This window comes from Ramlibacter sp. Leaf400, from assembly GCF_001424545.1.
In the GTDB taxonomy this organism is placed as follows: domain Bacteria; phylum Pseudomonadota; class Gammaproteobacteria; order Burkholderiales; family Burkholderiaceae_C; genus Ramlibacter.
Genome location: NZ_LMQL01000014.1, coordinates 159,755 through 185,319, shown reverse-complemented (window position 1 = coordinate 185,319; position 25,565 = coordinate 159,755). Strand labels below are relative to the sequence as shown.

The following is a 25,565-nucleotide window of genomic DNA, read 5'->3' as shown; positions in this document are numbered from 1 at the left end:
ATGAAGACCCTGAACAAGACGCTGCTGGTGATCGGCGGCGGGCCCGGCGGCTACGTCGCGGCCATCCGCGCGGGACAGCTGGGCATCCCCACCGTGCTGGTCGAGGGCGACCGCCTGGGCGGCACCTGCCTGAACGTGGGCTGCATCCCGTCCAAGGCGCTGATCCACCTGGCGGGCGAGTTCGAACGCGCCCACCGGTTCACCGCGGCCAACCCGCTGGGCATCCGCGTGCAGGAGCCGTCGCTGGACCTGGCGCAGGCGCAGCGCTGGAAGGACGGCATCGTCGGCAAGCTCACCGGCGGCGTCGGCGCGCTGCTGCGCAAGGCCGGCGTGCAGGTCGTCAAGGGCTGGGCCACGGTGGTGGACGGCAAGACGGTGGACGTGGCCACGCACGAGGGCGAGCCGGTGCGCATCGCCTGCGAGCACCTCCTGCTGGCCACCGGCTCGGTGGCAGTCGAACTGCCCAGCCTGCCGACCGGCGGGCCGGTGATGACCTCGACCGAGGCGCTGGCCCTCACCGAGATCCCTCGCCACCTGGTGGTGGTCGGTGCCGGCTACATCGGGCTGGAGATGGGCATGGCGTGGCGCAAGCTGGGCGCCGACGTCGCGGTGGTGGAGGCGGCCGGCCGCATCCTGCCCGGCTGGGACGAGGAGCTCACGCAGCCGGTCATGGCATCTCTGCGTCGGCAGGGCATCACGCTGCACCTGAACTGCAAGGCCGAGGGCCTGGCGGAAGCCGGCAACGGCCTGCGCGTGCGCAGCAACCAGGCCGACGAATTCGTGCTGCCGGCCGACAAGGTGCTGGTGGCCGTGGGGCGCCTGCCGCGCACCGCGGGCTTCGGCCTCGAGTCGCTGCAGCTGGACATGGCCGGGCGCGCGGTGAAGGTCGACGACCAGTGCCGCACCTCGATGCGCAACGTCTGGGCGATCGGCGACGTGGCCGGCGAGCCGATGCTGGCGCACCGGGCGATGGCGCAGGGCGAGATGGTGGCGGAGATCATCGCCGGCCACCGGCGCCGCTTCGCGCCCATGGCCATCCCGGCCGTGTGCTTCACCGATCCCGAACTGGTGGTCGCCGGGCTCTCGCCCGACGAGGCCGAAGCGCGCGGCCTGGAGGTGCAGGTGGCCGCGTTCCCCTTCGCTGCCAACGGCCGGGCGCTGAGCGTGGAGGGCAGCGAGGGCTTCGTGCGCGTCGTGGCCCGGCGCGACACGCACCAGGTTCTCGGCTGGCAGGCGGTGGGGCAGGGCGTGTCCGAGCTGTCGGCGGCGTTCTGCTACGCGATCGAGATGGGCGCGCGGCTGGAAGACGTGGCCGGCATCATCCACGCGCACCCGACGCTGGGCGAGGCGGTGCAGGAGACGGCGCTGCGGGCGCTGGGGCACGCGCTGCACATTTGAGGTCGCCCGGTGCGCCTCGGGGTTACATCCGGTCGCACTGTTTGCTCGCCCGCCATCATGTGCTGGCGCCCAAGGAAGAGGATGGCGGCATGAACACCAGACGCATTGCAGGGGTCGCGGCGCTTGCCGGGGCAGCGCTGCTGGGCGGGTGCGCGGTCTATCCCGCCTACCCGACCTATTCCTCCTATCCCAGTGCGCCGGTGGTGTATGCCAGCCCGCAGGTGGTGGCGCCGGCGCCCGTCTACGTGGCGCCGCCGCCCGTGTACTACGGGCCGGCGATCTATCCGTCGATCAGCATCTTCGGGCGCTTCGGTGGCGGCGGCCACCGCCACGGCCATCGCCACGGCCGCTGATCCCCGGGACCGCGCTCCCCGACCTCAGGCCGCGGCGCGCCGCACCCACCGGGGCGCGGCCTTGCGCAGGAAGGCGCGCCGCAGCAGCGGCAGCAGGCCGAAGCCGGCCAGCAGACCCACCCCCAGCGACAGCGCGCTGTGCAGGGCCGTGGCCATGCGGCGCTGCGTCATCGAGGTCGCGGCACCGGCATCCGTCGAAGCGACTGCCGGCGTGGCCGCAGACGCATCGCGGCACGCACCCTCCACCAGCTTGACGCTGCTGCGGCCGTCCGGCTGCACCACCTCCACCCGGCAGCGCACCAGCTCGTCCGCCGAGGGCTTGGCGCCGATGAGCGCCAGCGCATAGGCGGGCGGCTGGCCGCTGGGGGCCCAGGGCGCGAAGCCCACGTAGCAGGCCGCCGCCAGCAGCGGCAGGGCCAGCGCCAGCCAGCATGCGACGAAGAGGCGGAACTGGCGGGGCGTCATCATGGCCGCGCGCGTCTGCCGCTGCGCGTGGCACCTGTGGCAGGCGGTCACGTGCGGGGCCAGCACCGCGTGGCAGAACGGGCAGCGCAGCTCAACCTTGGGCATGCTCATCCGAAGTCCTCCGTCTCATGCCCGCATCATGGCCCAGCTCGGCCGTTCCGGGGTGGATGAGTCGATGGACGTGGTTGCCGCGTCGCCCGGGCTCAGCCGCGCGGCACGGCCGCAAGTTCCCACTGGCGGTCGTCTTCCGACCGCCGCAGGATGTAGGCGCCGTCGTCGGTCGCCACCTTCCACCAGCGCATGCCCGGCCCCCACCAGCGGTCGAGCACGGCGTGCACCGCCAGCCGGCGGTTGCCGAACCACACCACGGCCGGATCGGCCTGGCCGGCGGGATCGAGTTCCACCCGGATTTCCACCTGCGCAGGATAGTGGCGCGCAAGCTCAGCGGGCCCCCTTTGCGCAGATTGCCCACAATGCACTGTTTCCCGATCGTGAGAGTGAATCTTGAACACAGACATCCCCAATGCCGAGCTGATCCGCGCGGTGCTGGACGGCCAGGTGGTCCAGGTCACACCCAATGACGATGGCTGGACCGACATGGATCCGCACGTGGCCGTCGCGACCCTGGTGCGTGCCGCGCCGGGCCTGAAGTTCCGCCTCAAGCCCCGCTCCATCGTTGAGTGGCTGCCCGTGTTCCGCGGCAAGGATGGCGCGGGCCTGGGCAACGTGTACGTCGACCGCAGCCGCATCCCGCGCGAGCTGCCCGCGGGCCCGGTGGTCAAGGTGATCCGCCTCGAGCTGGACGCCGAGACGCTGGAGCCGCTCTCGGTGAGCGCCGAGCCGCTCGATGCGTCGATGCCGCCAGCGCGTCCTGCGCGCGAGCGCGGCGCGCCGCACCTACGCGGCGAACCCGAGCTGCGCGCCGAACCGGGCCTTCGCGTCGAAGCCTGAGTTTCCCTAGCCCGCCGCGGCAGGTGCCGCCGGTACAGTGCCTGCTCGCTGTATCCGGAAGAAGGACCACATGCCGCTGGACTGGCTCGACGACCCGTCACTCATGGCGCCGCCGCGCGCGGTTCGCGTGCCGCTGGAAGACGGCGGCTTCGTGCTGCGCTCACCCGAGGCGCTCGGGCCCTACGCACGTTGCATCGGCGAATGGCTGGAGCACTGGGCCGCGCGGACACCCGACGCACCGGCCTTCGCCGAGCGCCGGCCCGACGGCACCTGGGAGCGCCTGGACTGGCGGACCACGCGCGAGCGGGTTGGCCGCATCGCGCAGGCCCTGCTGGACCTGCAGCTGCCCCCCGGCGCGCCGGTGGTCGTGCTCTCGGACAACTCGCTCGAGCACCTGCTCCTCACGCTGGCGGCGATGCACGTGGGCATCCCCGTGTGCACGGTCTCCAGCGCGTACTGCCGGCTGACCAAGGACTACGGCAAGGTCCACGGCATCCTGGACGCGCTGGCCCCGGCGCTGGTCTATGCCTCCGACGCGGCGGTGTACGGCGCGGCCGTGGCGTCCAGCGGCCTGAAGTGCCCGGTGGTGTTCGGACGCGGCGCCGAGACGCAGCCGGGTGCGTTGCTCTTCAGCGCGCTGCCGGAGAAGAAGGAAGGCCCGGGTGTGCGCCAGGCCTACGAGGCGATCACGCCCGACATGCACGCCAAGTACCTGCTGACGTCCGGCTCCACCGGCCAGCCCAAGGTGGTGGTCAACACGCACCGCATGCTGTGCGCCAACCAGCAGATGATCGCGCAGGCCTGGCGTTTCCTCGACCGGGAGAAGCCGGTGCTGGTCGACTGGCTGCCCTGGAGCCACACCTTCGGCGCCAACCACAATCTGCACATGGTGCTGCGCAACGGCGGCACGCTGGTCATCGACGAGGGACGGCCCGCGCCCGGGCTGATCGAGAAGACGCTGGCCAACCTGGCCGAGGTGCAGCCCACCATCTGGTTCAACGTGCCACGCGGCTTCGACGTGGCGCTGCCGCTGCTGGAGGCCGACCCGGAGCTGGCCCGCAAGGTGTTCGCCCGCCTGCGCGTGATCTTCTATGCGGGCGCCGCGCTGCCGCAGGCCACCTGGGAGCGGCTGCAGGCGCTGGCGCGCAAAGTTCGCGGCGACGGCGTCTGGCTCACCACCTCGTGGGGATCGACCGAGACCTCGCCCGCCATCACCAGCGCGCACTGGCGGCTGGAGCGCGCCGGCGTCATCGGCGGCGTGCTGCCGGGACTGGAGCTGAAGTTCGTCCCCAATGGCGAGAAGCTGGAGCTTCGCGTGCGCGGCGTCAGCATCTTCCCCGGCTACCGGAACGCACCGCACCTCACGGCCCAGGCCTTCGATGCCGAAGGCTATTACTGCATCGGCGACGCCGGCTTCCTGGCGGACGAAGCGCATCCCGAGCAAGGCGTGGTCTTCAACGGCCGCGTGGCCGAGGACTTCAAGCTCACCACCGGCACCTGGGTGTCGGTGGGCACGCTGCGCGTGAAGGTGGTCTCGGCTCTCGCGCCCCTGGCGCAGGACGTGGTGGTCACCGGCCACGACCGGCGCGAGATCGGCGTGCTGGTCTTTCCTTCGCCCGCGGCCGCGGGCCTGCCGCCGCAGGAGCTCGCCTCGCGCATCGCCGCGGCGCTGCGCAAGCTGCGCGACGAGGGCGGCGGCTCGTCGCAGTGCCCCGCGCGGGCGCTGGTCCTGGCGGAGCCGCCCAGCGCCGACGCCGGCGAGATCACCGACAAGGGCTACATCAACCAGCGGGCGGTGCTGCAGCGCCGCGCCGCAGGGGTCGAGCGGCTGTACGCGGGCGGCGAGGGCGTGATCGTCGCGGACTGAAGCCGCGCACCAGGAGAACGGAATGCAGCAGCAGGATGCGCGCGTGCGCGTGGAAGTGGGCGCCGACGGGGTCGCCGAAGTGGTGCTGGCCCGCCCGGACAAGATGAACTCGCTGGACCCGGCGATGTTCCAGGCGATCCGGGACGCCATCGCGCGCCTGCAGGGCGATGCGTCCGTGCGCGCCGTGGTGCTGCACGGCGAAGGCCGCGCCTTCTGCGCCGGGCTGGACAAGGGCAGCTTCGAGGGCATCGCCCGCGGCGAGCGGGGCTTCAACGACCTGATGGCGCGCACCCACGGCGTCGCCAACGCCTGGCAGCAGGTGGCCTGGGGCTGGCGCGAGCTGCCGGTGCCGGTGATCGCGGCCGTGCACGGCGTGGCCTTCGGTGGCGGCCTGCAGATCGCGCTGGGCGCGGACGTTCGCTACGTGCGGGCGGACACGCGCATGTCGGTGATGGAGGTGCGCTGGGGCCTGGTGCCCGACATGGCCGGCTGCGTGTTCATGGCCGAACTGCTGCGCGCCGACGTCGCGCGCGAACTCACCTTCACCGGCCGCATCGTCGAAGGCGCCGAGGCCGTGCAGCTGGGCCTGGCCACGCGGGTGTGCGACGACCCGCTGGCGCAGGCGCGCGCCACCGCCAGGCAGGTCGCGGCCAGCAGCCCCGACGCCCAGCGCGCGGCCAAGCGGCTGCTCAATGCCGCGTCCGTGGTGCGGGCCGAGGCCGTGCTGCTGACCGAATCGCGCGAGCAGCAGGCGCTGATCGGCAGCGCCAACCAGCGGGAGGCGGTGCGCGCCGGGCTGGAAGGGCGCGCGCCGGTGTTCCGCGACCTGGCCCAGCCGTAACCCCCGCCCCCGCATCTTTCGGCTTCGTCCGACACCCCGCCCGCCGCCGGCCGCCAGAATGGTTCGGGCGGCATGCCGTCCGGCTGGGCCGCGAACCGCGAAGGAGTTCCGTGGCCCCCGCCAGCAACAGCGACGAGCAGCCCGCCCCAGCGGCAACCCGCGGCACCGTCGTGACCGTCACCCCCGAAGGCGTCCCGCCGGGGTCGACGCACGACCGCATCACCCTCGAAGGCTTCGCCCGCGCGCTGGCGCGGCTCAAGCGCTGCGACGTCGCCGGCGAGTACCAGCCCGGCCGGCCCTACGCGGGCCCGCTGTACTTCGTGCCCAGCGACACGCTCACCGGCGTACAGGCCGCGCGGCTGGGCATCCGCGGGCCCGGCGACCTGTTCGGCGGCGTCGTGCCGCAGGCCTTCGTCGCCACCAAGGCCATCAGCCATCCGCTGATCGGGGACGAGGCCGCGCACCCGCCCGGCTGGAACCCGGCGTTCGCTCGCCGGCTCGGCGACGCCGTGCTGGACGGCCACTCCGCGTTCAGCCGCGAGGACGCCCACCACGCCGGCCTGCGCCTGCTGCGCAAGGGTCCGGTGCGCATCAAGCCGGTGCGGGCCAAGGGCGGCACCGGCCAGTCGGTCGCGCGCGACGGGGCGGCGCTGCAGGAGACGCTGGACCGCCTGGACGCCGACGAGATCGCCGAGCACGGTCTGGTGCTGGAGGAGCACCTCGAGGAGGTGCGCACCTTCAGCGTGGGACAGGTGCAGGTGGACGACCTGGTCGCGAGCTACTGGGGCGTGCAGCGCCTCACGCGCAGCAACTCCGGCGCCGAGGTCTTCGGTGGGTCCGACCTGACCGTGGTGCGCGGCGGCTTCGATGCACTGCAGGGCCTGCGCCCGGCGCCGGAACTCGATCGCGCGATCGGCCAGGCGCGTCGCTACGACGAGGCGGTCCACGCCTGTTACGCCGGCTTCTTCGCCTCGCGCCGCAACTACGACGTCGCGCTCGGCCGCGACGCGCAGGGCGGCTGGCGCTCGGGCGTGCTCGAGCAGTCCTGGCGCGTAGGCGGCGCCACCGGCCCGGAGCTGGCCGCGCTGGCCCTCCTGCGCGACGAGCCGCAGCGCCAGCGCGTGCGCGCCATCGGCGTCGAGGTCTTCGGCGACAGCCCCGAGCCGCCGGCCGGCGCCATCGTCCATTTCCGCGGCCCCGACCCCGACGTCGGGCCGCTGACCAAGTACACCGTGGTCGAAAGCGATGTCCACCCGAGCTAACGAGATCGACATCGCGGTCGACGGCAAGCACCTGGCCGGCACGCTGGTCGCGCCCGACACCATGGTCCCCGGCGTCATGCTGGTGCATGGCTGGGACGGCAGCCAGGACCAGTACATCGAGCGCGCCCACGAGATCGCCGCGCTGGGCTGCGTGTGCCTCACCTTCGACCTGCGCGGCCACGTGCGCCACCAGGCCGAGCACGGCACGGTGAGCCGCGAGCAGAACCTGCAGGACGTGCTGGCCGCCTACGACGTGCTGGTCGGCCATCCGGTGGTGGACCCGGGCGCGATCGCGATCGTGGGCAGCAGCTATGGCGGCTACCTCGCGGCACTGGTGAGCGCGATGCGGCCGGTGCGCTGGCTGGCACTGCGCGTGCCGGCGCTCTACCGCGACGAGGACTGGCACGTGCCCAAGCGCCAGCTCAATCGCGAGGACCTCGCGGCCTACCGGCGCAGCGTGGTCAAGCCGCAGGAGAACCGCGCGCTGGGCGCCTGCGCGGCCTTCGAGGGCGATGCGCTGGTGGTGGAGTCCGAGCACGATCCGGTGGTGCCGCACCAGACCCTGCAGAACTACACCGCCGCCTTCACGCGCGCCCGCTCGCTCACCTACCGCGTGATCAAGGGCGCCGACCACGCCCTGAGCGGCAAGCAATGCCAGCAGGCCTACACGGCCCTGCTGGTGCACTGGATCGGCGAGATGGTGCTCAGCGCCCGCACCGGCAGCACCGCACCGCCGGCGCAGGAGCCGCTGGCCACGCCGTCGCACCAGGCGCTGGGCGAGGCGGATTGAGCATGGCCACGCCGCGTCCGTTCGTGCGCGAGGCGGGGCAGGGCCCGACGGTGCTGTGCGTGCATTCCAATGCCAGCCACTCCGGGCAGTGGCGCGAGTTGATGGAGCAGCTTTCCGACCGATTCCATGTCGTCGCCGTCGACAGCTGGGGTTCGGGCCGCACCGCCGAGTGGCCTTCCGACCGGGTGATCCGCCTCGACGACGAGGTGGACCTGGTCGAGCCCCTGCTCCTGGAGGGCGCCGCGCCGGTGCACCTGGTCGGCCACTCCTACGGCGGCGCCGTGGCGCTCAAGGCCGCGCTGAGGCACCGGGAGCGCATCGGCCGCGTGGCGCTGTACGAGCCCACCCTTTTCGCGCTGGTCGAGCGCGAAACGCCGGCCGATGTCGAGGGCATCCGCGGGGCGGTGCAGGCTGCCGCGGCGGCCCTGGACCATGGCGATGCCGACGCCGCCGGACAGGCCTTCATCGACTTCTGGATGGGCGAGGGCAGCTGGGCCCGCATCGCGCCGGAGCGGCGCAAGCCCATGGCCGAGTCCTGCCGCAACGTGCGGCGCTGGGCCCACGCCCTGATGACGGACCCGGTGACGCCAGAGGACGTGCGCGGGCTCGACCGGCCGGTGCTGCTGATGACCGGCGAGCGCTCGCCGCTGTCGTCGCTCAGCGTGGCCCGGCGGCTCCAGCAGCTGCTTGCGCGCGCGCAGCACGTGCAACTGCCCAAGCTGGGCCACATGGGGCCGGTGACCCACCCGGCGGTGGTCAACGCCGGGATCGCGAAGTTCCTGGACGGGGGTGAGCGACCCGACTGACTTTCTGCCTCCAGCTCTCGTTCATTGCCCTTCCCAATCGCTCCTCCCGATGACTTGGAGGCGTGATGGAGAAACTGTGCGTCCTTATGGTGCTGGCGGTCCTTGCCGGCGTAGGGTCCGGCAGGGCATCTGCTCAGGTTGCACCAGGCGAGGTTGTCGAGTACCACGACACCAGCCTGACGGCTTGCCCCGAGCCGAATCAGGTGCTCGGCTATTTCTACTACTACTGGGACCTCTATTTCGACCCGGGCCTCCCGCCCGGGGACCGCCCTCCGAAGCGCGCGGGAAGCTGGTGTGGTGCGGCACAAGCAGCGGTGGACGCGGCCAACATCGAGGACCCCGCCAGGGCGCGCATCCCTTACCTCGTGGAGGAGTGCACCGCGGGGCAGAACTGGCGCTACTCCATCAACTGCGGCCCGGGTACAGGCTGCATCGGCCCCGGTCGCTTTCAGAGTCCGCCGCACCGCTTCATCACCATGTTGTGCGTGGTGCCCGAGACGCCGAACAATCCGCCGCTCGGCTGCGTCACAGGTTCAGGCGGCTTCTCCAGGTGCATTGCGGACCGCGGGGTGCTCCCCTCCACCACGCCCCCGGGCACCCCGGTCGGCGGCGGCCTCACCCCCAATGCCGGACCACCCGGCGACGACTCGCACGCCGAAGTGCCACCGCAGATGCTGCCGGACACCATCGGAAGCCAGCGCTCCTGCACCCGCGCTGAAGCTGTCGGGAATCCAGTCTTCGCGGGCACGGGCAACAAGTACCAGGAGGAGCTCGACTACTCGACGCCTTCCGGCCTGCGGCTCGTGCGCTACTACAACTCCGCGCTGCCGGGCTGGACGCACAGCTACGGGATGCGGGTGCTGACTCGGGATGATCGCGCGGTCGCCCTTCGCCCGACTGGCAGGGCCCATGCCTTCACCGGTGCGGGGCCCGGCGAGTGGCGAGGGGATTCCGCTGCCCGCGGACAGTTGATCAGGCTGGCCAGCGACCCTTCGGGTTCGACCTGGCAGTACCTCGTGCCGGATGGAAGCGCGGAGTACTACGACGCCGAAGGCCGGCTCATGCGCATCGTGCGGCGCGGCGGCCAGACCTTCATGGCCCAGCATGAGCAAGGCTTGCTGCGCAGCGTGACGGATCCGTTCGGACGCCGGCTCCTGTTCGACTACGACACGGACAACCGCTTGACCGGCGTGACGACGCCCGAGGGCACATACATCGACTACTTCTACAACTACCTCGGCAAGCTGGCATCGGCCTCCTACCCGGACTCGACCTTTCGCGTCTATCACTATGAGAACGCCAGCTACCCGCTGGCGCTCACCCATGCCGCCGGCGGGGGCAGCGACGCGCGCTGGAGCTACGACGCGCAGGGCCGAGCCGTGCTGTCGGAACATGCTGGCGGCACGAAGCGGCACCAGCTGGAATTCGCCGCCGACGGCTCCGTCCGCATCACCGACCCGCTGGGCACGGCGCGTGTGCAGAGGTACGGTGCGGCCGGAGCCAGGCAGGTGTTCTCCGGCCAGAGCCTGCCGTGTGCCGATTGTGTCGGCGATGCGGCCGACAGGATCGTGGACGGCAGCAGCGGCCTGGTCCTGGAAAGTCGCGACCACCTGGGTGTCGCCACGGTCTTCGCCTACGACACGCGAAAGCTGCTCACCTCCGTCACGCAGGCTCAAGGCAGGCCCGAGCAACGCCAGTTGCAACTCGAGTGGCACCCCACGCTCCGCCTGCCCATTCGCGTGATCGAGCCGGGCCGGACCACCGAGTACAGCTACGATGGCCTCGGAAACACCCTGGCCGAGACGGTCCTCGACGCACAGTCCGGCCAGCAAAGGGCATGGCGGTGGACGTACAACGCGCAGGGTCTCGCCGAGACGATGACCGATCCGCGTGGCGGCCTCTGGCGGTACGGCCACGATGCGCAAGGCAACCGGATCAGCGTGATCGACCCGGCGGGGCAGGAGACCCGCTACAGCTTCGATGCGGCGGGAAACGTCCTGACGCAGAGCAGCCCCGCACGCGCTCTTCGTTCCTATGCGTGGAACGCGCGACACCGCCTCACCAGCGAGAGCGAGGGAGGCGAAACCACTCTCTACGTCTACAACTTTGCGGGCCAAGTGGCCAGCGTCGAACAACCGAGCGGCTATCGAATCCAGTACGACTACGACCTTGCAGGGCGACTGGTCCACGCGTACGACAGCCGCGGCGCCAGCATTCATTACACGCTGGACGCCGCTGGACATCGCGTGCGGGAGGAGGTCCGGGGCGGCAGCGGACAGCTCGCCCTTGTGACAGGGCGCGTGATCAACGCCCTGGGCCGGGTCGCCGAGTTGCAGGGCGCTCTCGGGCAGAGGACTGCCCTGGCCTACGATGGGAACGGCGAGCCGATCAGCATCACCGACCCCCTGAACCACACCACACGCCGGGCGCTCGACGGATTGCGCCGCGTGATGTCCACGACCTTTGCCGACAACGCGGCTACCGGCCACGCCTGGAACGCGCTGGATCAGATGACGCAACTCACCGACCCGAAAGGCGCCGCCACGCGATTCCACTACAACGCCTTTGGCGACGTTATCAGCGAAACCAGTCCGGACATCGGTACGGTCCAGCACCGGCGCAATGCCGTCGGCGACGTGATCGGGACCGAAGATGCCAAGGGCCAGGCCACGACCATCGAACGTGACCAGATGGGGCGTCCGCGGGAGATCCGCCGCGCGGACGGGGAGACCGTCCTCCTGCAGTACAACGCCGCTGGAGACGTTGTGCGTATGGAGGACAGGTCGGGTTCCACGGCGTTCGAGCGCGACGGCCACGGACGTGTCACGTCGAAGGCTCAGTCGGTCAACGACAACCCCGACAGTCCCAGCCGCTTCTCCGTCACCTACAACCACGGTCAGGGAAAACTGACCAGCGTTGGCTATCCGAGCGGGCTGCAGGTGCAGTACCAACGCATCCATGGCCGGATCATCGGGATCGCCGTGCAGGCTCCTGGCCAACAGGCGCAGCCCTTCGTCTGGCAGCTGCTACACACGGCACTGGGCCAGCCGATGTCATGGTCCTGGCACAGCGGCGACGAAGCCTCGCGATTCTTCGACACGGACGGCCGCATGACCCGCAACGAGTTCGCGGAGTACGTTCACGACGCGGCTGGGCGGATGACCGGTATCTCGCAGACGCTGTGGGTGCGCGATGCCAACGCAAGATTCACCCCCACCACGTTGTCATGGCTCGTGGGCTACGACAGCCGCGACCGCGTGATCCGTTTCGAGCGAGCGGGGGCCAGCACCCGCTACACCCACGACCCGAACGGCAACCGGCTGACGGCGGAGAAGAGCGTCACCAGCGTCATCGACCTCGAAGGCGAATTCGACGGGAACGGCTTCACGCGGACGACGCGGCAGGTGCTCTCGGACGATCCAGCCAGCAATCGCTTGCTGGGCCTGACGCAAACGACCGAGCTGACCCGCTACGGCCGGTCGGTTTCCACCGCCGGTGCCACGGTGACCTACGCCCTGGACGCCAATGGCTCGCTTACGGACGACGGCCTGCGGCAGTACGAGTACGACGCGGCGAACCGTCTCTCCAGGGTCCGCAGCGGGCACAACTATGAAGCGGTGACGGTGCGCTACCTGCACAACGGCGCAGGCCAGCGCGTGTTCAGGAGTGAACCCGGCGGCGAGCCCGGCATTCCGAGTGCCGAGACGCTGGGGGACGGGTTCGTGGCCTGGCTGAAGCGGCGGTTCGGATGGCTGTTCACGACGGCGCAGGTCGAAGCGAGCGTAGGGACGGCCTACATATTCGGGGACGGAGAGTTGCCACCCTGGGCTTTGCTTGGCGAGTACGACACCGGCTCGGCCCGGGGAAAAGGTCGGACGGAATACATCTGGCTGCCGCTGGAGGACGGGTCGGCGATCCCGGTAGGCTTCTACCGCAATGGGAAGCTGTATGCGGTTCATACCGATCACTTGGGCACGCCCAGACTGGTGACGGATGAAGAGAGGCGGCCGGTATGGCAGTGGCCTTACAGCGCATTCGGGGACAACAAGACGACGGGGCCGCTGGTGGCGCGCAGCCCGTCGCCAGGTGAGCCGGCGCAGTTGAAGGCGACGGAGCCGATTGATTTCAGCTTGAGGTTCCCTGGGCAGGCGGAGGACGCCGAGGCAGGGCTTTCGAACAACATCTTGCGCTGGTACAACGCTCGCGACGGGCGATTCACGCAAGCCGACCCGACCGGCTTGCAAGACGGCCCAAATCGCTTTGCCTATGTAAACGGCGACCCTCTCAGCTTCATCGATCCATATGGCTTGATGGGCAGTCGAGGAAACGCCGCCGCTCACAACTACGCACCTGGATCAGCCCAAGCCGCCGGAGCAGCGCTAGACTTTTACCGGAACTACAGCGACATGCGCGACGCTTGGTGGAAGGGCGCAGATAAGTACTTCCATTGCAAGGCAAATTGTCAGGCATCGCAGCGTGGCCCTGGCGGAAGCGCGATGGCTTGCACGATCAGCGAGACGCGCGAATGGTGGGACCAGAACGTCAAGCGATACCCAGCTTCAGACAACGCGTCCGATCAGATCGCGAACGAGTACGGGCGCGATCAGGGCACATCGAATCCCAAGGGCTCTTGTGAGCTGATGTGCGCACCTTTTAGACCCTACGGGCTGCCTAGCACTTATTGAAAGATTGACCATGTGGATCAGATGGAAGTGGATCCTGTTCGTTGCTGCGGGGGTGGTGATCGGATGCAGCCGCACGGACATGGTGCAGCGCGAATATGCTGACGGCGCTTCGCTCCGTGCAGATGGAGTTATCACCAAGGGCTGGGTTTCCGAGTCTCTCCCCAATGATGTGAGAGCGATTAAGCTCGAAACGAACTTAGACACAAACGCGGTCTGGATGCAATTCAGAGCTGGCCCGCGTGAAGTGGACGAAATTGCCCGAGTGTGCTCCAAGGCCGAACTTCGCGTGGAAGACGTCCCCGTGGGGCGTGTCAGCACTTGGTGGCCCGGCGATCTGACGAAGGATCGCTTCAACCCAAGTGGCTTCACATCGTATCGCTGCGGCGATGGAGGGCTCTTCGCAATTGGCACGCCCACCAGCCCCATCCACTTTTGGCGCCTCCCCAACTAGGGCGTGTTAACACTAGCGAGCCAAGCATAGCCGTGTGAGACGCTTGGCGCATGGAGATCACGCCCGACCAGTTGCCGCGGACGCTCGGACGGCCGCAACTTTTTGCCTGTCGCCAGGACAGGCTCACGACGCACACGAAGGCAGGCGTTTAATTCAGAGCCCGGGGCCCACCAGCCGTCCCCTCCATCTGATCATGGATCGAGACTACGAAGGTGATGAGACCCGCCAGTTGGCCTTGGGCACAGGACCGATCCCCCCTAAGCAGCAAGGACCGGAATGACAACCGTTCAGATCTGAGCAGCCCGAGAGGCAGAACCTACTGCCCCGGCGGCCGGTACTTGATCTGGTTGGCCTTCTGCATGGCCGCCATCGTCTCCTCGACGGTCATCAGCACCGTGGTCTGAATGGAGTTCATCGCGCCGCCCGCGTTGATCGCAAGCACGGTGGAAGCCATCGACACGTTGTCCGGCGCCTCCCACAGGTTGTAGCCGTCGTGCTCGCCGAAGGCGTACCAGAAGCCGTGCAGCTTGCCGCCGACCGATTCGACGTACTCCCTGGCCGCATTGCGGCGGTCCTCCGGGTTCCGGATGAGCCTGGCCCAGGTGGCGGGCGTGTAGTTGAACCGGGTGAGGTAGAGCGGCATTTACCTTCTCCTTCGAACCGACGACGCGTCGGAAAATCAATCGGCTGGCCGGTTCACTCGCTGGGCCGCTGCTCGAAGCGGTCCAGGCGCGGGGGCGGCGGCCGCACCTCGTCGACGTCGATGCGCTCGACCCGCGCCGCGGGCACGTCGTGCTCCATCCACTGGCACATGCTGGCCAGCTGGATCGGGTTGCCCTGCAGCATCGCCTCGACCGAATCGTCGGCCCTGTTGCGCACCCAGCCCGTGATGCCCAGCGCGCGGGCCTGCTGCACGCAGGCATACCGGTAGCCCACGCCCTGCACCCGGCCGCGCACGCGCACCAACCGGGTCTGGAGAGCCGTTTCGTCGCGTTGGTCCATGGGCTGGTGGGTGATCGACTCGCTCAGCCCAGGCCTGCCGCGTGCGCGCGCTACTTGCCGTTGGGCACGTACATGTAGCCCGCGTTGCGCACGGTGCGGATGCAGCGCGGGTCGCCGTCCGGATCGGGCTCGACCTTGCGGCGCAGGCGGCCGATGCGGATGTCGATGGAGCGGTCGAACGGCTCCCATTCGCGGTTGCGCGTGCGCAGCAGCAGCTGGTCGCGCGTGAGCACGCGGTTGGGATTGGCCAGGAAGGCCGCGAGCAGCTGGTATTCCATCGGCGTGAGGGTCACCTCGGCACCGTCGACGTCGAACATGCGGTGCGCTTCCAGGTCGACCTCGCAGCGGCCGAAGCGCTGCAGGCGAGCGACCTCGGACTGCTGCTGCGACGGCGACTGCGGCTGCTGCTGTTGCTGGCCGTGCACCTCGGCGGTCGCCTTCGGCGGCTGCCGGGCCTGCACGCGCCGCAGCACGCTCTTGAGCCGCGCCAGCAACTCGCGCAGGTCGAACGGCTTGGTCACGTAGTCGTCGGCGCCCAGCTCCAGGCCGACCACGCGGTCCACCACCTCGGCCGAGGCGGTGACCATGATGAGACCGAGGTCGTAGTGTTCGCGCAGGAAGCGGGCCAGCACCAGGCCGTCCTCGCCCGGCAGTGCGACGTCGAGCAGCACCGCATGCGGCACGGCGGCTTGCATGTGCTCGCGCATCTGAGCGCCGTTGCCCGCCTCGGCCACCGCGAAGCCGTGGCCCTCGAGGTACTCGCGCAGCATGGCCCGGATGGACGGATCGTCGTCCACCACGAGCAGCCGCGTGCGCACGTCGTTCATTCGGCCGGATTCTGCACAGGGCGGCCCGCGAACGCTCATGCCTTACACGGTCGTTACACCGTGTGCGGGCGCCAACACTCAGAGGGCTTGTGTTTCAACGACTTGCGCAGCGCCGAGCAGCTCGCCCAGCAGCGGCCGCAGCACGGCCGCGTCGATCGGCTTGCGCAGCAGGCTGGCCACGCCGCAGGCCGAAAGTTCCTCCTCGCTGACATCGGAGGCATTGCCCGTGTACAGCAGCACCGGCAGGCCGGGCCGCTCGCGCGTCGCATGGCGGGCGAGGGCCAGCCCTGTCATGCCGGGCATGGTCTGGTCGGTGAGCAGCAGCGAGAAGGGCTCGCCGTGCGCGATCAGCCGCCGCGCGGCCGCGAGCGGGTCGCACTCGTGCACGACGTCCAGGCCCCAGCCGCCCATCAGCTCGCTCATGAAGGCGCTGACGATGGGCTCGTCCTCGACCAGCAGCACGCGGCCCCGCAAGGGGGCGCTGCTCGCGGGCGACGCCGAAGACGCGGCCTGCTCCGTTTCGCACTGCTGTTCGCCGGCGGGCAGCAGCACCCGGAACGTGGTGCCTCGACCTGGCGCGGACCGGACCTGCAGGTGGCCGCCGTGGTCGTGCACGATGCCGTGCACCATCGCCAGGCCCATGCCGGTGCCGCGGCCCACGTCCTTGGTGGTGAAGAAGGGCTCGAACATGCGCTCGGTCACCTCCCGGCTCATGCCCAGGCCGTCGTCCGCCACCTCGAAGTACACCCAGCGGTCGGTGTCCAGCCGCGCGCTGCAGGAGGCGCAGTGGCCGGCGGCCGGCGCATGGCCGGTGCGCAGGCGGATCGTGCCCTGCTCGCCGATGGCATCGCGCGCGTTCAGGCACAGGTTGAGCAGCGCCTGCTCGAACTGCACCGGGTCGGCCACCACCGGCGGCAATGGCGCCGTGTCGGGCGGAGGCTGCCAGTCGACCGCGATCGACGTGGGCAGGTTGGGTCGCAGCAGTTGCAGCACCTGGGCCGCCAGTTGCGGCGGCGCGAGCAGCTTGCGCTCGCCGCGCCGCGGGCTGGAGAACGACAGCAGCTGCGCCACGTGTTCGCGCGCCCGCTCGGCCGCCAGCCGGGCCTGCTCCAGCTGCCTTGCCAGCGGCGGGTCGGCCGCGATGCTGGGACGCTCCTGCGCCATGCCGATGTAGCCGAGCACCGTGGTCAGGATGTTGTTGAAGTCGTGCGCCAGGCCGCCGGTGAGCTGGCCGATGGCCTCCATCTTCTGGGCCTGGCGCAGCTGGCGTTCGAGTTCGGAGCGGCGCCGCTCGGCCGCGGCGCGCTCGGTGACGTCGCGCCCGATGTACAGCACGTGCGGCTGGCCGCGGTGCGTGATGGGCACGCCGCGCAGTTCCAGGTCGTAGCGGTGGCCGTCGCGCCGCAGCAGCTGCGTCTCCAGCCGCACGGTGGCGCCCACCAGGGCCTGCTCGTGCATCGCGCGGATGGCCGCGCCGGCATGCTCGGGATTGGCCAGCACGCGGTCCAGGCCGATCACCTCGGCCCGCGAATAGCCCGTCATGGCCTCGTAGGTGGCGTTGACGTCGACGACGCGAAAGCGCGCGTCGCGCAGCGCCATCGGGTCGACGGACGCATTGAAGATGGTGCGGTACTGCTCCTCGCTGCGCTGCAGTTCGCGTTCGCGCTGGCGCAGGTCCTCCATGGCCAGCTTCTGCGATTCGCTGGCGCGCAGCCGCTCCACTTCGGCGGCGCAGCGCACGGCGAAGATCTCGAGCGTGGCCCGCAGGCGGCCCACCTGCGTGAGCGGCCGGCGCGAGGCCACCGAGACGATGCCGATGGGCGTGCCGTCCAGGGCCGTGAGCGGATGGCCGGCGTAGCCCTGGCAGCCGAGCTCGCGCAGCTCGCGATCGCCGGGAAAAAGGGCTTGCAGGCCCTTGGGGTAGGCGCGGAAGTGCTGGCCCAGCACCGTGGCGCAGGGCGTGCCGACCAGCGAATAGCTCATGTCGCGCATCACGTGGCCGTCGCAGTACAGGGCCAGGATGCGCATGCCCTCGGGCTCGGAAGGCTCGTGCCGCGCCACCACGGCCACGTCCACGTGCAGGATGGTGGCCAGGAGGCGCACCAGTTCGTCGAACACGGTGTCGCTGCCCGCGGCGGAGACGGCCAGGGCGACCGCGCGCAACGTCTCCTCGGTGCGCTGCCGCTCGATCTCGGCGCAGGCGCGGGTGCCGAACAGCCCGAGCATGGTCTCCACGTGGCTGGCCAGGCAGTGGTCCATCGGGCGGCGGTTCATGGCCAGCAGCAGGCCGAGCGGCTCGCCGCCGCTGTCGGTCAGCGGGAAGGCCGCCAGCGAGTCCATGCGGGCCCGCGCGAAGAGGCTGCCGCGCCCCAGCCGTGGGCGGGCGCCGGTCGGCAGGAACTGGTAGGAAGGGCCGGGCTCGGGCGAGAAGCCCAGGTCCTCCAGGTGGAAGCCGAAGTTCGGTCGGGCCCGGCCATCCAGGCTGACCGCCAGCGTGCGCATCTTGCTGCGCGAATCCTCGGAGTAGACCGCCACCAGCACGAGGGCGACCTCCAGCAGGGCCGCCAGCTCGCGCGCCAGCACGGCGAACAGCTCGGCATGGTTGGGATGGGCGACCGCGACGGCCGCGCGCCGCAACGCCTCGGCCTGGGCCTCGGGGGGGCGTACGGGGCAGGCTTCGAGGTTCGGCACTCGCGTGTTCATGTCGGCCCTCCGGGGCGTCCGCGCAGGCTGCGCCGCGCGGAGGCCGTGGCTAGGGAGGCGCTGCTGCACGCCCCGTCGCACGTCAACGCGCCGGCTGCCCGGCCAGCATCGTGGGCATTGTGGCGCGACCCTTCGCCGAGGCGAAGCGCGACGTATCGCCGATTTCCGAATTGCGGGCCAGCACCTCATCCCTGTCGGCGATGTACTCGGCACGCGCCTGCGCCCGGGTCATGCCGCTGCGCGGCAGCGGCCCGCTCTGCTGGGTCAGCCATTCCGAGCCGGCGCTCGACAGGCGGGCACGGTCGGCCAGGGCTTCGCTGCGCACTTCGGCACGGCTGCGCATGCTGGTGAACTTGGTGGTGTCGATCGTGGGCGTCTCGGCATAGGCGCTGCCGGACATGGCGAAGGCAGCCAGCGCAGCGGCGGCGGCGCTGCTGGCGAAGGCGAGGGCGGATGCGATGCGGTTCATGGTCTTCTCCGGGAGCGGGGTGGACAGTCGGGGCCGGCGGGCTCGCTCCTCGCTTCGCCGGTCCCTGTTTGGGAGCCCGTACTCTGGCCGCCGCCCGTATTCGTTCGACTTCAGCGATCCACCGATTTGTATTTCGAACGTATCGCGCGCCACGCCGAGCTGGCCCAGCCCGGCCGCAGGCCGCGGCGTACATTCGCGGTGGGCTTCCCACCCAGAAGAAGGAGCGAACATGGCCAAGGCATCGGCTCTCGTCCTGCTGCTCGCGCTCGCCGGCTGCACCGGCTTCATGCAGCCGCCGTCCACCGCGTCGCCCTGCGCCACGCAAGGCGAGGCTTCCTACGCCTGCCAGATCGAGCGGTACAACCGGGTGTCGGCCTGAGGCGGGCGGAGCCGGGGCCGCGGGTCGCTACGCGCGGATTTCGCGGCGCACGGCATCCAGGTCGGGCACGATGCCCAGGCCCGGGGCGGTGCCCAGCCGGCAGCGGCCTTCCTGCGGCCGGGTGAACACCGGCGCCAGCAGCGTGCGCAGCGGATTGGGATTGGCGTCGACCTCCAGCATGCCCGCGGGCGCCTGCACCGCCGCCAGCAGGTGGGCCGAGGCCAGCAGGCCGATGCCGCCGCCCAGGTAGTGCGGGCAGTAGCGCAGCCCCGACGCCAGCCCACGCTGCACCACCGGCCAGCAGCCCGAGATGCCGCCCCACTTGGCGATGTCCGGCTGCAGCACGCGCAGCGCGCCGCTGGCTATCGCGGCGTCGAAGGCCTCGTGGCCCGAGACGTTCTCGCCGCCGGCCAGCGGCACCGTGCCCGCGGCCGCGAGCTGCTGCCATTCGCTCCAGGGGCGGTCGGCGCGCAACGGCTCCTCCAGCCAGCCCAGGCCGAAGCCTTCCAGCGCCGGCAGCATGTCCAGCGTCTCGGCCAGGGTCCAGGCCTGGTTGGCATCGGTCATCAGCGGCAGCCCGGGCCACTGGCGGCGCAGCGTGGCCAGGTTGGCCAGGTCTCGCTCGCGGCCGAAGCCGATCTTGAGCTTGAAGGCGCGGTAGCCGTCGTCGTGGCGCTCGGCGACGATGCGCTCGGGGTTCGTCGGGTTGATGCCGCTGGCATAGACCGCGACCTCGTCGCCTTCACCGCCCAGGAGCTGCCAGAGCGGCTGCCCGGCGCGGCGGGCGCACAGGTCCCAGAGCGCGAGGTCCAGGCCCGCGATCGCCTGCGCGATCGGCCCCGGCTCGCCCGACTGGAGGGCCAGCACCGCCGTGGCGCGCGAGAGCGATTCGAAGGCCTCGGCCGGATCCGGCCAGGCGCGCGCCGTCAGCAGCGGTGCGAGCACCGTCTCCACCAGGCGGGCGCGGTGTTCCGCGCCGCAGGAGGGGAAGTTGCACCACACCTCGCCCCAGCCGAAGGCGCCGTCCTCGTCCTCGACGCGCACGAAGAGGGCGGGCCGGTCGTGCATGGTCCCGAAGGAGGTCTGCACCGGCGTGGCGATCGGGGCGCGCAGCACGAAGGCCTGGACCCGCACCGGGCGGACGGGAAGGCTGGGCAGCGGTCGGAGGTTCACGGCTTGAGGTCCATTTCGAGGCGGATGGCGTCGCCGCGGTAGGTGACGTCGGCCAGGTAGATGACCACGCCTTCGCGGTCCTTGAAGATGCGCCGCACCTCGGCCACCGGCGCGTTGACCTGCAGCTCCAGGTGGTGGGCCACCACCAGGTCGGCGGTGGCGATGGTGAGGACCTGGTGCGCGATGTGGATGTCCACGCCGGGCATGGACGTCAGGATGGGGATCACCGTGTTGTTGCGAAAGCGCGAGCGCGCCTGGCGGAAGATGCGCTCGTCCAGGTAGATGTCGATCACGCAGTAGGGCTTGCCGTCGCGCAGGTGCACGCGCCGCATGTAGGCGTAGCGCTCCGCCGGCGTGCCTTCGGCCAGCGACAGCGGCGCCGACGTGACCGACTCGTCGATGTTCACGATGCGCGGCTGCGTGTCCTCGTACACCCGGGCCAGCTCGCTCAGGGAGGTGACCACGTTGATGATGCGCTTGCGCTCCGGCTCGCCGGTGACGAAGGTGCCGCGCCCGCGCTGCGGCGACAGCAGGCCCTGGCGGGCGAGCACGTCGATGGCCTGGCGCACCGTGACCCGGGCGACGCCGAACTCGCGCATCAGCTCCTCGAGGGACGGCAGGCGGTGCTCGCGCGGCCACTGCCCGCGCTCGATGCGCGAGCGCATCAGGTCGGCCAGCTGCTGGTACATCGGCACGGCGCTGTCCAGGAGCGGGGCCAGGGATGTCGGGGTTGTGGCGCGCACGGTGAAATAGTACTATCGATAGGATGTTAGGTAAACAGGCCTTCCCGGGCCCGGATGCTGGGTAGAAATGCTGGGTAGAAACGTCCTCTGGCTGCTGGCGCCGTGGCTGCTGATCCTCGCGGTCTGGTACGCCATCCGCGCCAGCGGCTTCATCAACCCGGCCCTGGTGCCGGCGCCGCACCAGGTGTTCAGCAAGTTCCTCGAGCTGTCGCAGGGCCGCCTGTGGCAGGACGTGCTGATGTCCACGCAGCGCGTGTTCCTGGGCGTGCTGCTGGGGGTTTCGCTGGCGGTGCCGGTGGGCTTCTGCCTGGGCTGGTACCGGGGGCTGCGCCGCTTCATGGACCCGGTGATCAACTTCTTCCGCGCGCTGCCGCCCATCGCGCTGATCCCGCTGGTGATCGTCTACTTCGGCATCGGCGAGGCGGCCAAGACCGCCATCCTGTTCTACGCCTCGTTCTTCGCCGGCGTGATCGTGATGTACGAGGGCATCGCCCAGATCAGCCCGATCTTCATCAAGGTGGCGCGCACGCTCGGGGCCAGCGACACCGAGATCTTCGCCAAGGTCATCGTGCCGCTGACGGTGCCGCACATCCTCACCGCCGTGCGCGTGGCGCTGGGCGTGGCCTGGGCCACGCTGGTCGCCTCGGAGCTGATCGCCGCGCAGCAGGGGCTGGGCGCGCTGATCCAGAACGCGTCCTCGTTCTTCCAGCTGGACATCATCTACGTGGGCATCATCTGCATCGGCTTCGTCGCGCTGGTCATGGACCTGCTGCTGCGCGTGGCCACGCGCCGGCTGCTCGCCTGGCAGGACCGCATCGCATGAGCGCCGCCGTCAACGGGGCCGCGCCCCGCATCCGATTCGAGAACGTGTCGGTGGAGTTCCCCACCGCGCAGGGCCCGATGCGCGTGCTCGACGGCGTGAGCTTCGACATCGCCAACGGCGAGTTCGTCTCGGTCATCGGCCCCTCGGGCTGCGGCAAGACCACCATGATGAACATCCTGGGCGGCTTCGTGCAGCCCAGCGAGGGCCGCGTGCTGCTGGACGGCCAGCCCGTGCCCGGCCCGGGGCCGGACCGCGGCGTGATCTTCCAGGAGTACGGCGTGTTCCCCTGGCTCACGGTGCGTCAGAACATCGAGTTCGGCCTGCGCCTGAAGTCCAATCGCGCCGCCGCCGGCCAGCGCGAGGAGGTGACGCAGCGCTACATGCGGCTTATGGGCCTGTCCGACTTCGCCGACCACTATCCCAAGCACCTCTCGGGCGGCATGCGCCAGCGCCTGGCCATCGCCCGCGCCTACGCGGTGCGGCCGCAGTTCCTGCTGATGGACGAGCCCTTCGGCGCGCTGGACGCACAGACCCGCTCGGCCATGCAGGACCTGCTGCTGGAGGTGCTGCAGACCGAGGGCAAGACCGTGATGCTGATCACCCACTCGGTCGAGGAGGCGATCTACCTGTCCTCGCGCATCGTGGTCGTGACGGCGCGGCCGGCCCGCATCCGCACCATCATCGAGGTGCCGTTCGGCTACCCGCGCGCCGAGGGCGTGCACGAGGATCCCCGCTTCGGCGAGCTGCGCGCGCAGATCCGCGAGCTCGTGATGCAGGAGTACGCCGCGCAGGCGCGGCAGCAACCGGTGCGCCTGTCGGACTGAGGCCGCGCCTTCTTCCATCCCACCACCAGGAGACAACCATGGCCCTTCAACGCAGGCAAGTGATCCGGGCGGCCGCTGCCGCCACCGCGGCGGCCGCCGCCTTCCCCGCCTTCGCGCAGGCCCGCACCAAGGTGAAGGTCGGCTACCTGCACACGCCGGCGGTCGACGGCCACATCTGGATCGGCCAGCAGAACGGCAGCTTCGCCAAGCAGGGGCTCGGGCTGGAACTGGTGCAGTTCACCACCGGGCTGGAGCTGTTCCAGGCCATGATCGGCGGCAGCCTGGACATGCTGGCCACCGGCGCGGTGCTGTCCAACTTCCCGGCGCGCGGCCAGGGCAAGGTGTTCCTGATGAACAACATCGAGTACGCCACCGCCCAGCTGTGGGTGCGCGAGGACATCAAGTCCATCGCCGACCTCAAGGGCAAGCAGATCTCCACCACCACCGGCACCACCGCCCACGTGTTCCTCGACCGGGCGCTGCGCTCGGCCAAGGTCGACCCGGCCAAGGACGTGCAGCTGGTCAACCAGCGCATGACCGAGGCGGTGACGTCGTTCATCTCCGGCGCGGTGCCGGCGGTGGCGTTGTGGGTGCCCTTCGACGTGACGGTCAAGCAGAAGATGCCCAACGCCCGCAAGATCAGCGACGCGTCGGCCTTCTTCCCGGAAGCGGCCATCATGGGCGGCTGGGCGGCGCGCAACGACTGGTACGACAAGAACCGCCCGACCATCAACAAGCTGATCGCCGGCTGGGCCGAAGCCAACGAGTTCATCACCTCCAAGCCCGACGCTGCGGCCGAGCAGCTGCAGAAGTCCAACTACAAGGAAGTGCCGCTGCCCGACTTCAAGGAGCAGTTCAAGGCGTCCAAGTACTACACCAACGCCGAGTGGCGCACCCGCTACCAGGACGGCACGGTCACCAAGTGGCTGCAGCAGGTGACGGACTTCTTCGTGTCCAACGCCAACATCCAGGGCGCGCTGAAGGCCGACCAGTATTTCGACCCGAAGCCCTTCCTGGAATCGATCAAGGCATGAGCGACGTAGCCGCGGCCGGCTACGACTACGTCATCGTCGGGGCCGGCTCGGCCGGCTGCGTGCTGGCCAACCGCCTCTCCGCCGACCCGTCCTGCCGCGTGCTGCTGCTGGAGGCCGGCGGCAAGGGCGGGCACTTCTGGCTGCGGCTGCCGATCGGCTACTTCCGCAGCATCTACGACCCGCGCTTCACCTGGCAATTCCCGCTGGAGCCGCAGGAGGCCACCGGCCGGCGGCAGATCGTCTGGCCGCGGGGCAAGGTGCTGGGCGGCTCCAGCGCGATCAACGGCCTGCTCTACATCCGCGGCCAGCACGCCGACTTCGACGACTGGGCGCGCGCCGGCTGCGAAGGCTGGGGCTACCGCGACGTGCTCCCGTACTTCAGGAAGTCCGAGCGCTACCAGGGCGGCGAGAGCGAGTACCACGGCGGCGGCGGCGAGCTGTGCGTCTCGGACCTGCGCAACGAGCATCCCTACTGCGACGCCTGGATCGATGCGGGCGTGGAGGCGGGCTTCGGGCGCAATCCCGATTTCAACGGCGCAAGAACCGAAGGGCTGGGCGCCTACCAGCTCACGCTGCGCGGGCACTGGCGCTGCGATGCCGCCACCGCTTTCCTGGCGCCGGCGCTGGACCGGCCCAACCTGACGGTGCTGACCGGCGTGCACGTCACGCGGGTGCTGATCGAGCGCGGCGTGGCGCGCGGCGTCGAATGGCTGGCGCAGGGCCGCACCCGCCGCGCCCAGGCCGACGGCGAAGTGCTGCTGGCCGCGGGCGCGCTGCAGTCGCCGCAGGTGCTGCAGCTGTCCGGCGTCGGACCCGCCGGCCTGCTGGCCGCCCACGGCGTCGAGGTGAAGGCCGATTCGCCCGAGGTCGGCGAGAACCTGCAGGACCACTACCAGGCGCGCGTGATCGTCAAGCTCAAGCGGCGCATGTCGCTCAACGACCAGGTGCGCAACCCGATGGCGCTGGCCTCGATGGGCTGGCAGTGGCTGGCCGGCCAGCGCGGGCCGCTCACCGTGGGCGCCGGCCAGGTCGGCGGCATGGTGTGCAGCGAGCACGCCACCGGTGGCCGGCCGGACGTGCTGTTCAACGTGATGCCGCTGTCGGTGGACAAGCCGGGCGATCCGCTGCACCGCTTCTCGGGCTTCTCGGCCTCGGCCGCGCAGTGCCGGCCGCTGTCGCGCGGCACCGTGCAACTGCGCTCAGCCGACCCGCTGCAGGCGCCGCGCATCGTCTCGAACTACCTCACGCACCCGCACGACGCGCGGGTGCTCGTCTCCGGCCTGAAGATGCTGCGCGACATCTACCGCCAGCCGTCGTTCCGCAACCTGGTCACCGATGAGGAGTACCTGCCGGGCAACGGGGTGCAGGGTGATGCGCCGCTGGAGGCGTTCGCGCGCACCAGGGGCGGCACCGTGTTCCATCCCACCAGCACCTGCCGCATGGGGGCCGACGAGCGCTCCGTCGTCGATCCCCAGCTGCGCGTGCGCGGCGTCGAGCGGCTGCGGGTGATCGATGCGTCGGTGATGCCGGCGATGGTGTCGACCAACACGAATGCGGCGGCGGTGATGATCGGGGAGAAGGGGGCGGCGATGGTGCTGGCGGGGGCGAAGGCAACAGCAGAGAGCATTCCAGTCTGATGTTCGGTAAATTTGACTTCTAAAAGAGAAAAATATCAGACATAATTGTGTCGAATAAATTTGACACGTCCGGTCATGGGTG

Annotated in this window: 24 protein-coding genes and 1 pseudogene; 16 read left to right on the top strand and 9 right to left on the bottom strand. The window is 70.2% G+C overall.

Annotation, left to right across the window (positions count from 1 at the left end; all coding sequences use genetic code 11):
* Both lpdA and ASG30_RS20950 read left to right on the top strand, forming a co-directional pair.
* On the top strand, positions 1-1,398 hold the full coding sequence (gene lpdA / locus ASG30_RS20955; protein ID WP_055901699.1) for a dihydrolipoyl dehydrogenase: 1,398 nt from the start codon (positions 1-3) through the stop codon (positions 1,396-1,398).
* A gap of 89 nt (positions 1,399-1,487) precedes the next feature.
* Positions 1,488-1,751, top strand: coding sequence for a hypothetical protein (locus ASG30_RS20950; protein WP_055901696.1), 264 nt, complete (start codon positions 1,488-1,490; stop codon positions 1,749-1,751).
* A gap of 24 nt (positions 1,752-1,775) precedes the next feature.
* On the opposite strand, the gene ASG30_RS20945 is transcribed toward ASG30_RS20950, so the two are convergent.
* Together ASG30_RS20945 and ASG30_RS20940 are read right to left on the bottom strand one after the other, a co-directional pair.
* Positions 1,776-2,327, bottom strand: a complete 552-nt coding sequence (locus ASG30_RS20945; RefSeq protein WP_055901688.1) for a hypothetical protein — start codon at positions 2,325-2,327, stop codon at positions 1,776-1,778.
* 92 nt (positions 2,328-2,419) lie between these two features.
* Entirely contained in the window at positions 2,420-2,620 is a 201-nt protein-coding gene (locus ASG30_RS20940; protein ID WP_055901686.1) for a hypothetical protein, read from the bottom strand.
* A gap of 100 nt (positions 2,621-2,720) precedes the next feature.
* Between ASG30_RS20940 and ASG30_RS20935 the strand changes: the two genes are divergently transcribed.
* From ASG30_RS20935 to ASG30_RS22285, 9 genes and pseudogenes are all read left to right on the top strand, one after another.
* Positions 2,721-3,167 carry a hypothetical protein gene (locus ASG30_RS20935; RefSeq protein ID WP_055901684.1) on the top strand — a complete coding sequence of 149 codons (447 nt, stop codon included), beginning with the start codon at positions 2,721-2,723 and terminating at the stop codon, positions 3,165-3,167.
* 70 nt (positions 3,168-3,237) lie between these two features.
* The gene (locus ASG30_RS20930; protein WP_055901678.1) at positions 3,238-5,034 is read left to right on the top strand and encodes a feruloyl-CoA synthase; all 1,797 of its coding nucleotides are present in this window, start codon (positions 3,238-3,240) and stop codon (positions 5,032-5,034) included.
* Between the two features lie 22 nt (positions 5,035-5,056).
* A complete protein-coding gene (locus ASG30_RS20925; protein WP_055901676.1) occupies positions 5,057-5,875 on the top strand; it encodes a crotonase/enoyl-CoA hydratase family protein in 819 nt (272 codons plus the stop codon).
* A gap of 110 nt (positions 5,876-5,985) precedes the next feature.
* Complete coding sequence (locus ASG30_RS20920) at positions 5,986-7,137, top strand: DUF3182 family protein (RefSeq protein WP_055901673.1); 1,152 nt, start codon at positions 5,986-5,988, stop codon at positions 7,135-7,137.
* Positions 7,121-7,927: an alpha/beta hydrolase family protein gene (locus tag ASG30_RS20915; protein ID WP_055901671.1), complete on the top strand. Its 807-nt coding sequence runs from the start codon at positions 7,121-7,123 to the stop codon at positions 7,925-7,927. Before ASG30_RS20920 ends, ASG30_RS20915 begins: the two co-directional genes overlap by 17 nt.
* Positions 7,928-7,929: 2 nt before the next feature.
* Positions 7,930-8,733 (top strand): alpha/beta fold hydrolase, encoded by an 804-nt coding sequence (locus tag ASG30_RS20910; RefSeq protein WP_055901668.1) that lies wholly within the window; start codon positions 7,930-7,932, stop codon positions 8,731-8,733.
* A 65-nt stretch (positions 8,734-8,798) separates the two neighbouring features.
* Positions 8,799-13,418 (top strand): RHS repeat-associated core domain-containing protein, encoded by a 4,620-nt coding sequence (locus tag ASG30_RS20905; RefSeq protein WP_055901667.1) that lies wholly within the window; start codon positions 8,799-8,801, stop codon positions 13,416-13,418.
* Positions 13,419-13,428: 10 nt separating this feature from the next.
* Positions 13,429-13,869: a hypothetical protein gene (locus tag ASG30_RS22830; protein ID WP_162243758.1), complete on the top strand. Its 441-nt coding sequence runs from the start codon at positions 13,429-13,431 to the stop codon at positions 13,867-13,869.
* A 70-nt stretch (positions 13,870-13,939) separates the two neighbouring features.
* Positions 13,940-14,125 (top strand): annotated as a pseudogene (locus ASG30_RS22285) (IS5-like element ISCARN85 family transposase); the annotation flags it as partial.
* 60 nt (positions 14,126-14,185) lie between these two features.
* Here the strand turns inward: ASG30_RS22285 and ASG30_RS20900 are convergent.
* From ASG30_RS20900 to ASG30_RS20880, 5 genes are all read right to left on the bottom strand, one after another.
* Positions 14,186-14,512, bottom strand: coding sequence for a GYD domain-containing protein (locus tag ASG30_RS20900; protein WP_055901664.1), 327 nt, complete (start codon positions 14,510-14,512; stop codon positions 14,186-14,188).
* Positions 14,513-14,565: 53 nt separating this feature from the next.
* Positions 14,566-14,871 carry an acylphosphatase gene (locus ASG30_RS20895; RefSeq protein ID WP_055901661.1) on the bottom strand — a complete coding sequence of 102 codons (306 nt, stop codon included), beginning with the start codon at positions 14,869-14,871 and terminating at the stop codon, positions 14,566-14,568.
* Between the two features lie 50 nt (positions 14,872-14,921).
* Entirely contained in the window at positions 14,922-15,698 is a 777-nt protein-coding gene (locus ASG30_RS20890) for a response regulator (RefSeq protein WP_055901658.1), read from the bottom strand.
* Positions 15,699-15,776: 78 nt separating this feature from the next.
* Positions 15,777-18,401 carry an ATP-binding protein gene (locus ASG30_RS20885; protein ID WP_055901654.1) on the bottom strand — a complete coding sequence of 875 codons (2,625 nt, stop codon included), beginning with the start codon at positions 18,399-18,401 and terminating at the stop codon, positions 15,777-15,779.
* A gap of 82 nt (positions 18,402-18,483) precedes the next feature.
* Entirely contained in the window at positions 18,484-18,870 is a 387-nt protein-coding gene (locus ASG30_RS20880) for a hypothetical protein (RefSeq protein WP_055901651.1), read from the bottom strand.
* Between the two features lie 229 nt (positions 18,871-19,099).
* Here ASG30_RS20880 and ASG30_RS22725 point away from each other — a divergent pair, with 229 nt between their 5' ends.
* Positions 19,100-19,249 carry a hypothetical protein gene (locus ASG30_RS22725; protein WP_156385643.1) on the top strand — a complete coding sequence of 50 codons (150 nt, stop codon included), beginning with the start codon at positions 19,100-19,102 and terminating at the stop codon, positions 19,247-19,249.
* Positions 19,250-19,276: 27 nt separating this feature from the next.
* Here ASG30_RS22725 and ASG30_RS20875 read toward each other — a convergent pair whose 3' ends face one another.
* Both ASG30_RS20875 and ASG30_RS20870 read right to left on the bottom strand, forming a co-directional pair.
* On the bottom strand, positions 19,277-20,422 hold the full coding sequence (locus ASG30_RS20875) for a mandelate racemase/muconate lactonizing enzyme family protein (protein ID WP_055901647.1): 1,146 nt from the start codon (positions 20,420-20,422) through the stop codon (positions 19,277-19,279).
* Positions 20,419-21,165 (bottom strand): GntR family transcriptional regulator, encoded by a 747-nt coding sequence (locus ASG30_RS20870; protein ID WP_235579860.1) that lies wholly within the window; start codon positions 21,163-21,165, stop codon positions 20,419-20,421. The genes ASG30_RS20875 and ASG30_RS20870 overlap by 4 nt, the downstream gene beginning before the upstream one ends.
* Before the next feature lie 67 nt (positions 21,166-21,232).
* Between ASG30_RS20870 and ASG30_RS20865 the strand changes: the two genes are divergently transcribed.
* The 4 genes from ASG30_RS20865 to ASG30_RS20850 are packed head-to-tail and all read left to right on the top strand — an operon-like array spanning position 21,233 to position 25,483.
* Positions 21,233-21,988 (top strand): ABC transporter permease, encoded by a 756-nt coding sequence (locus ASG30_RS20865; protein ID WP_055901641.1) that lies wholly within the window; start codon positions 21,233-21,235, stop codon positions 21,986-21,988.
* Positions 21,985-22,812, top strand: a complete 828-nt coding sequence (locus ASG30_RS20860; protein WP_055901639.1) for an ABC transporter ATP-binding protein — start codon at positions 21,985-21,987, stop codon at positions 22,810-22,812. Before ASG30_RS20865 ends, ASG30_RS20860 begins: the two co-directional genes overlap by 4 nt.
* Positions 22,813-22,850: 38 nt before the next feature.
* Complete coding sequence (locus tag ASG30_RS20855; protein WP_055901636.1) at positions 22,851-23,846, top strand: ABC transporter substrate-binding protein; 996 nt, start codon at positions 22,851-22,853, stop codon at positions 23,844-23,846.
* Positions 23,843-25,483 carry a GMC family oxidoreductase gene (locus tag ASG30_RS20850; protein ID WP_055901632.1) on the top strand — a complete coding sequence of 547 codons (1,641 nt, stop codon included), beginning with the start codon at positions 23,843-23,845 and terminating at the stop codon, positions 25,481-25,483. Before ASG30_RS20855 ends, ASG30_RS20850 begins: the two co-directional genes overlap by 4 nt.
* The last annotated feature ends 82 nt before the right edge of the window (positions 25,484-25,565 follow it).

Excerpts from the sequence above, each read along its gene's own strand:
- lpdA (WP_055901699.1), top strand. The coding sequence starts at position 1 with ATGAAGACCCTGAACAAGACGCTGCTGGTGATCGGCGGCGGGCCCGGC.
- ASG30_RS20950 (WP_055901696.1), top strand. The coding sequence starts at position 1,488 with ATGAACACCAGACGCATTGCAGGGGTCGCGGCGCTTGCCGGGGCAGCG.
- ASG30_RS20945 (WP_055901688.1), bottom strand. The coding sequence starts at position 2,327 with ATGAGCATGCCCAAGGTTGAGCTGCGCTGCCCGTTCTGCCACGCGGTG.
- ASG30_RS20930 (WP_055901678.1), top strand. The coding sequence starts at position 3,238 with ATGCCGCTGGACTGGCTCGACGACCCGTCACTCATGGCGCCGCCGCGC.
- ASG30_RS20925 (WP_055901676.1), top strand. The coding sequence starts at position 5,057 with ATGCAGCAGCAGGATGCGCGCGTGCGCGTGGAAGTGGGCGCCGACGGG.
- ASG30_RS20915 (WP_055901671.1), top strand. The coding sequence starts at position 7,121 with ATGTCCACCCGAGCTAACGAGATCGACATCGCGGTCGACGGCAAGCAC.
- ASG30_RS20910 (WP_055901668.1), top strand. The coding sequence starts at position 7,930 with ATGGCCACGCCGCGTCCGTTCGTGCGCGAGGCGGGGCAGGGCCCGACG.
- ASG30_RS20905 (WP_055901667.1), top strand. The coding sequence starts at position 8,799 with ATGGAGAAACTGTGCGTCCTTATGGTGCTGGCGGTCCTTGCCGGCGTA.
- ASG30_RS22830 (WP_162243758.1), top strand. The coding sequence starts at position 13,429 with ATGTGGATCAGATGGAAGTGGATCCTGTTCGTTGCTGCGGGGGTGGTG.
- ASG30_RS20900 (WP_055901664.1), bottom strand. The coding sequence starts at position 14,512 with ATGCCGCTCTACCTCACCCGGTTCAACTACACGCCCGCCACCTGGGCC.
- ASG30_RS20895 (WP_055901661.1), bottom strand. The coding sequence starts at position 14,871 with ATGGACCAACGCGACGAAACGGCTCTCCAGACCCGGTTGGTGCGCGTG.
- ASG30_RS20890 (WP_055901658.1), bottom strand. The coding sequence starts at position 15,698 with ATGAACGACGTGCGCACGCGGCTGCTCGTGGTGGACGACGATCCGTCC.
- ASG30_RS20885 (WP_055901654.1), bottom strand. The coding sequence starts at position 18,401 with ATGAACACGCGAGTGCCGAACCTCGAAGCCTGCCCCGTACGCCCCCCC.
- ASG30_RS20880 (WP_055901651.1), bottom strand. The coding sequence starts at position 18,870 with ATGAACCGCATCGCATCCGCCCTCGCCTTCGCCAGCAGCGCCGCCGCC.
- ASG30_RS22725 (WP_156385643.1), top strand. The coding sequence starts at position 19,100 with ATGGCCAAGGCATCGGCTCTCGTCCTGCTGCTCGCGCTCGCCGGCTGC.
- ASG30_RS20865 (WP_055901641.1), top strand. The coding sequence starts at position 21,233 with ATGCTGGGTAGAAACGTCCTCTGGCTGCTGGCGCCGTGGCTGCTGATC.
- ASG30_RS20860 (WP_055901639.1), top strand. The coding sequence starts at position 21,985 with ATGAGCGCCGCCGTCAACGGGGCCGCGCCCCGCATCCGATTCGAGAAC.
- ASG30_RS20855 (WP_055901636.1), top strand. The coding sequence starts at position 22,851 with ATGGCCCTTCAACGCAGGCAAGTGATCCGGGCGGCCGCTGCCGCCACC.
- ASG30_RS20850 (WP_055901632.1), top strand. The coding sequence starts at position 23,843 with ATGAGCGACGTAGCCGCGGCCGGCTACGACTACGTCATCGTCGGGGCC.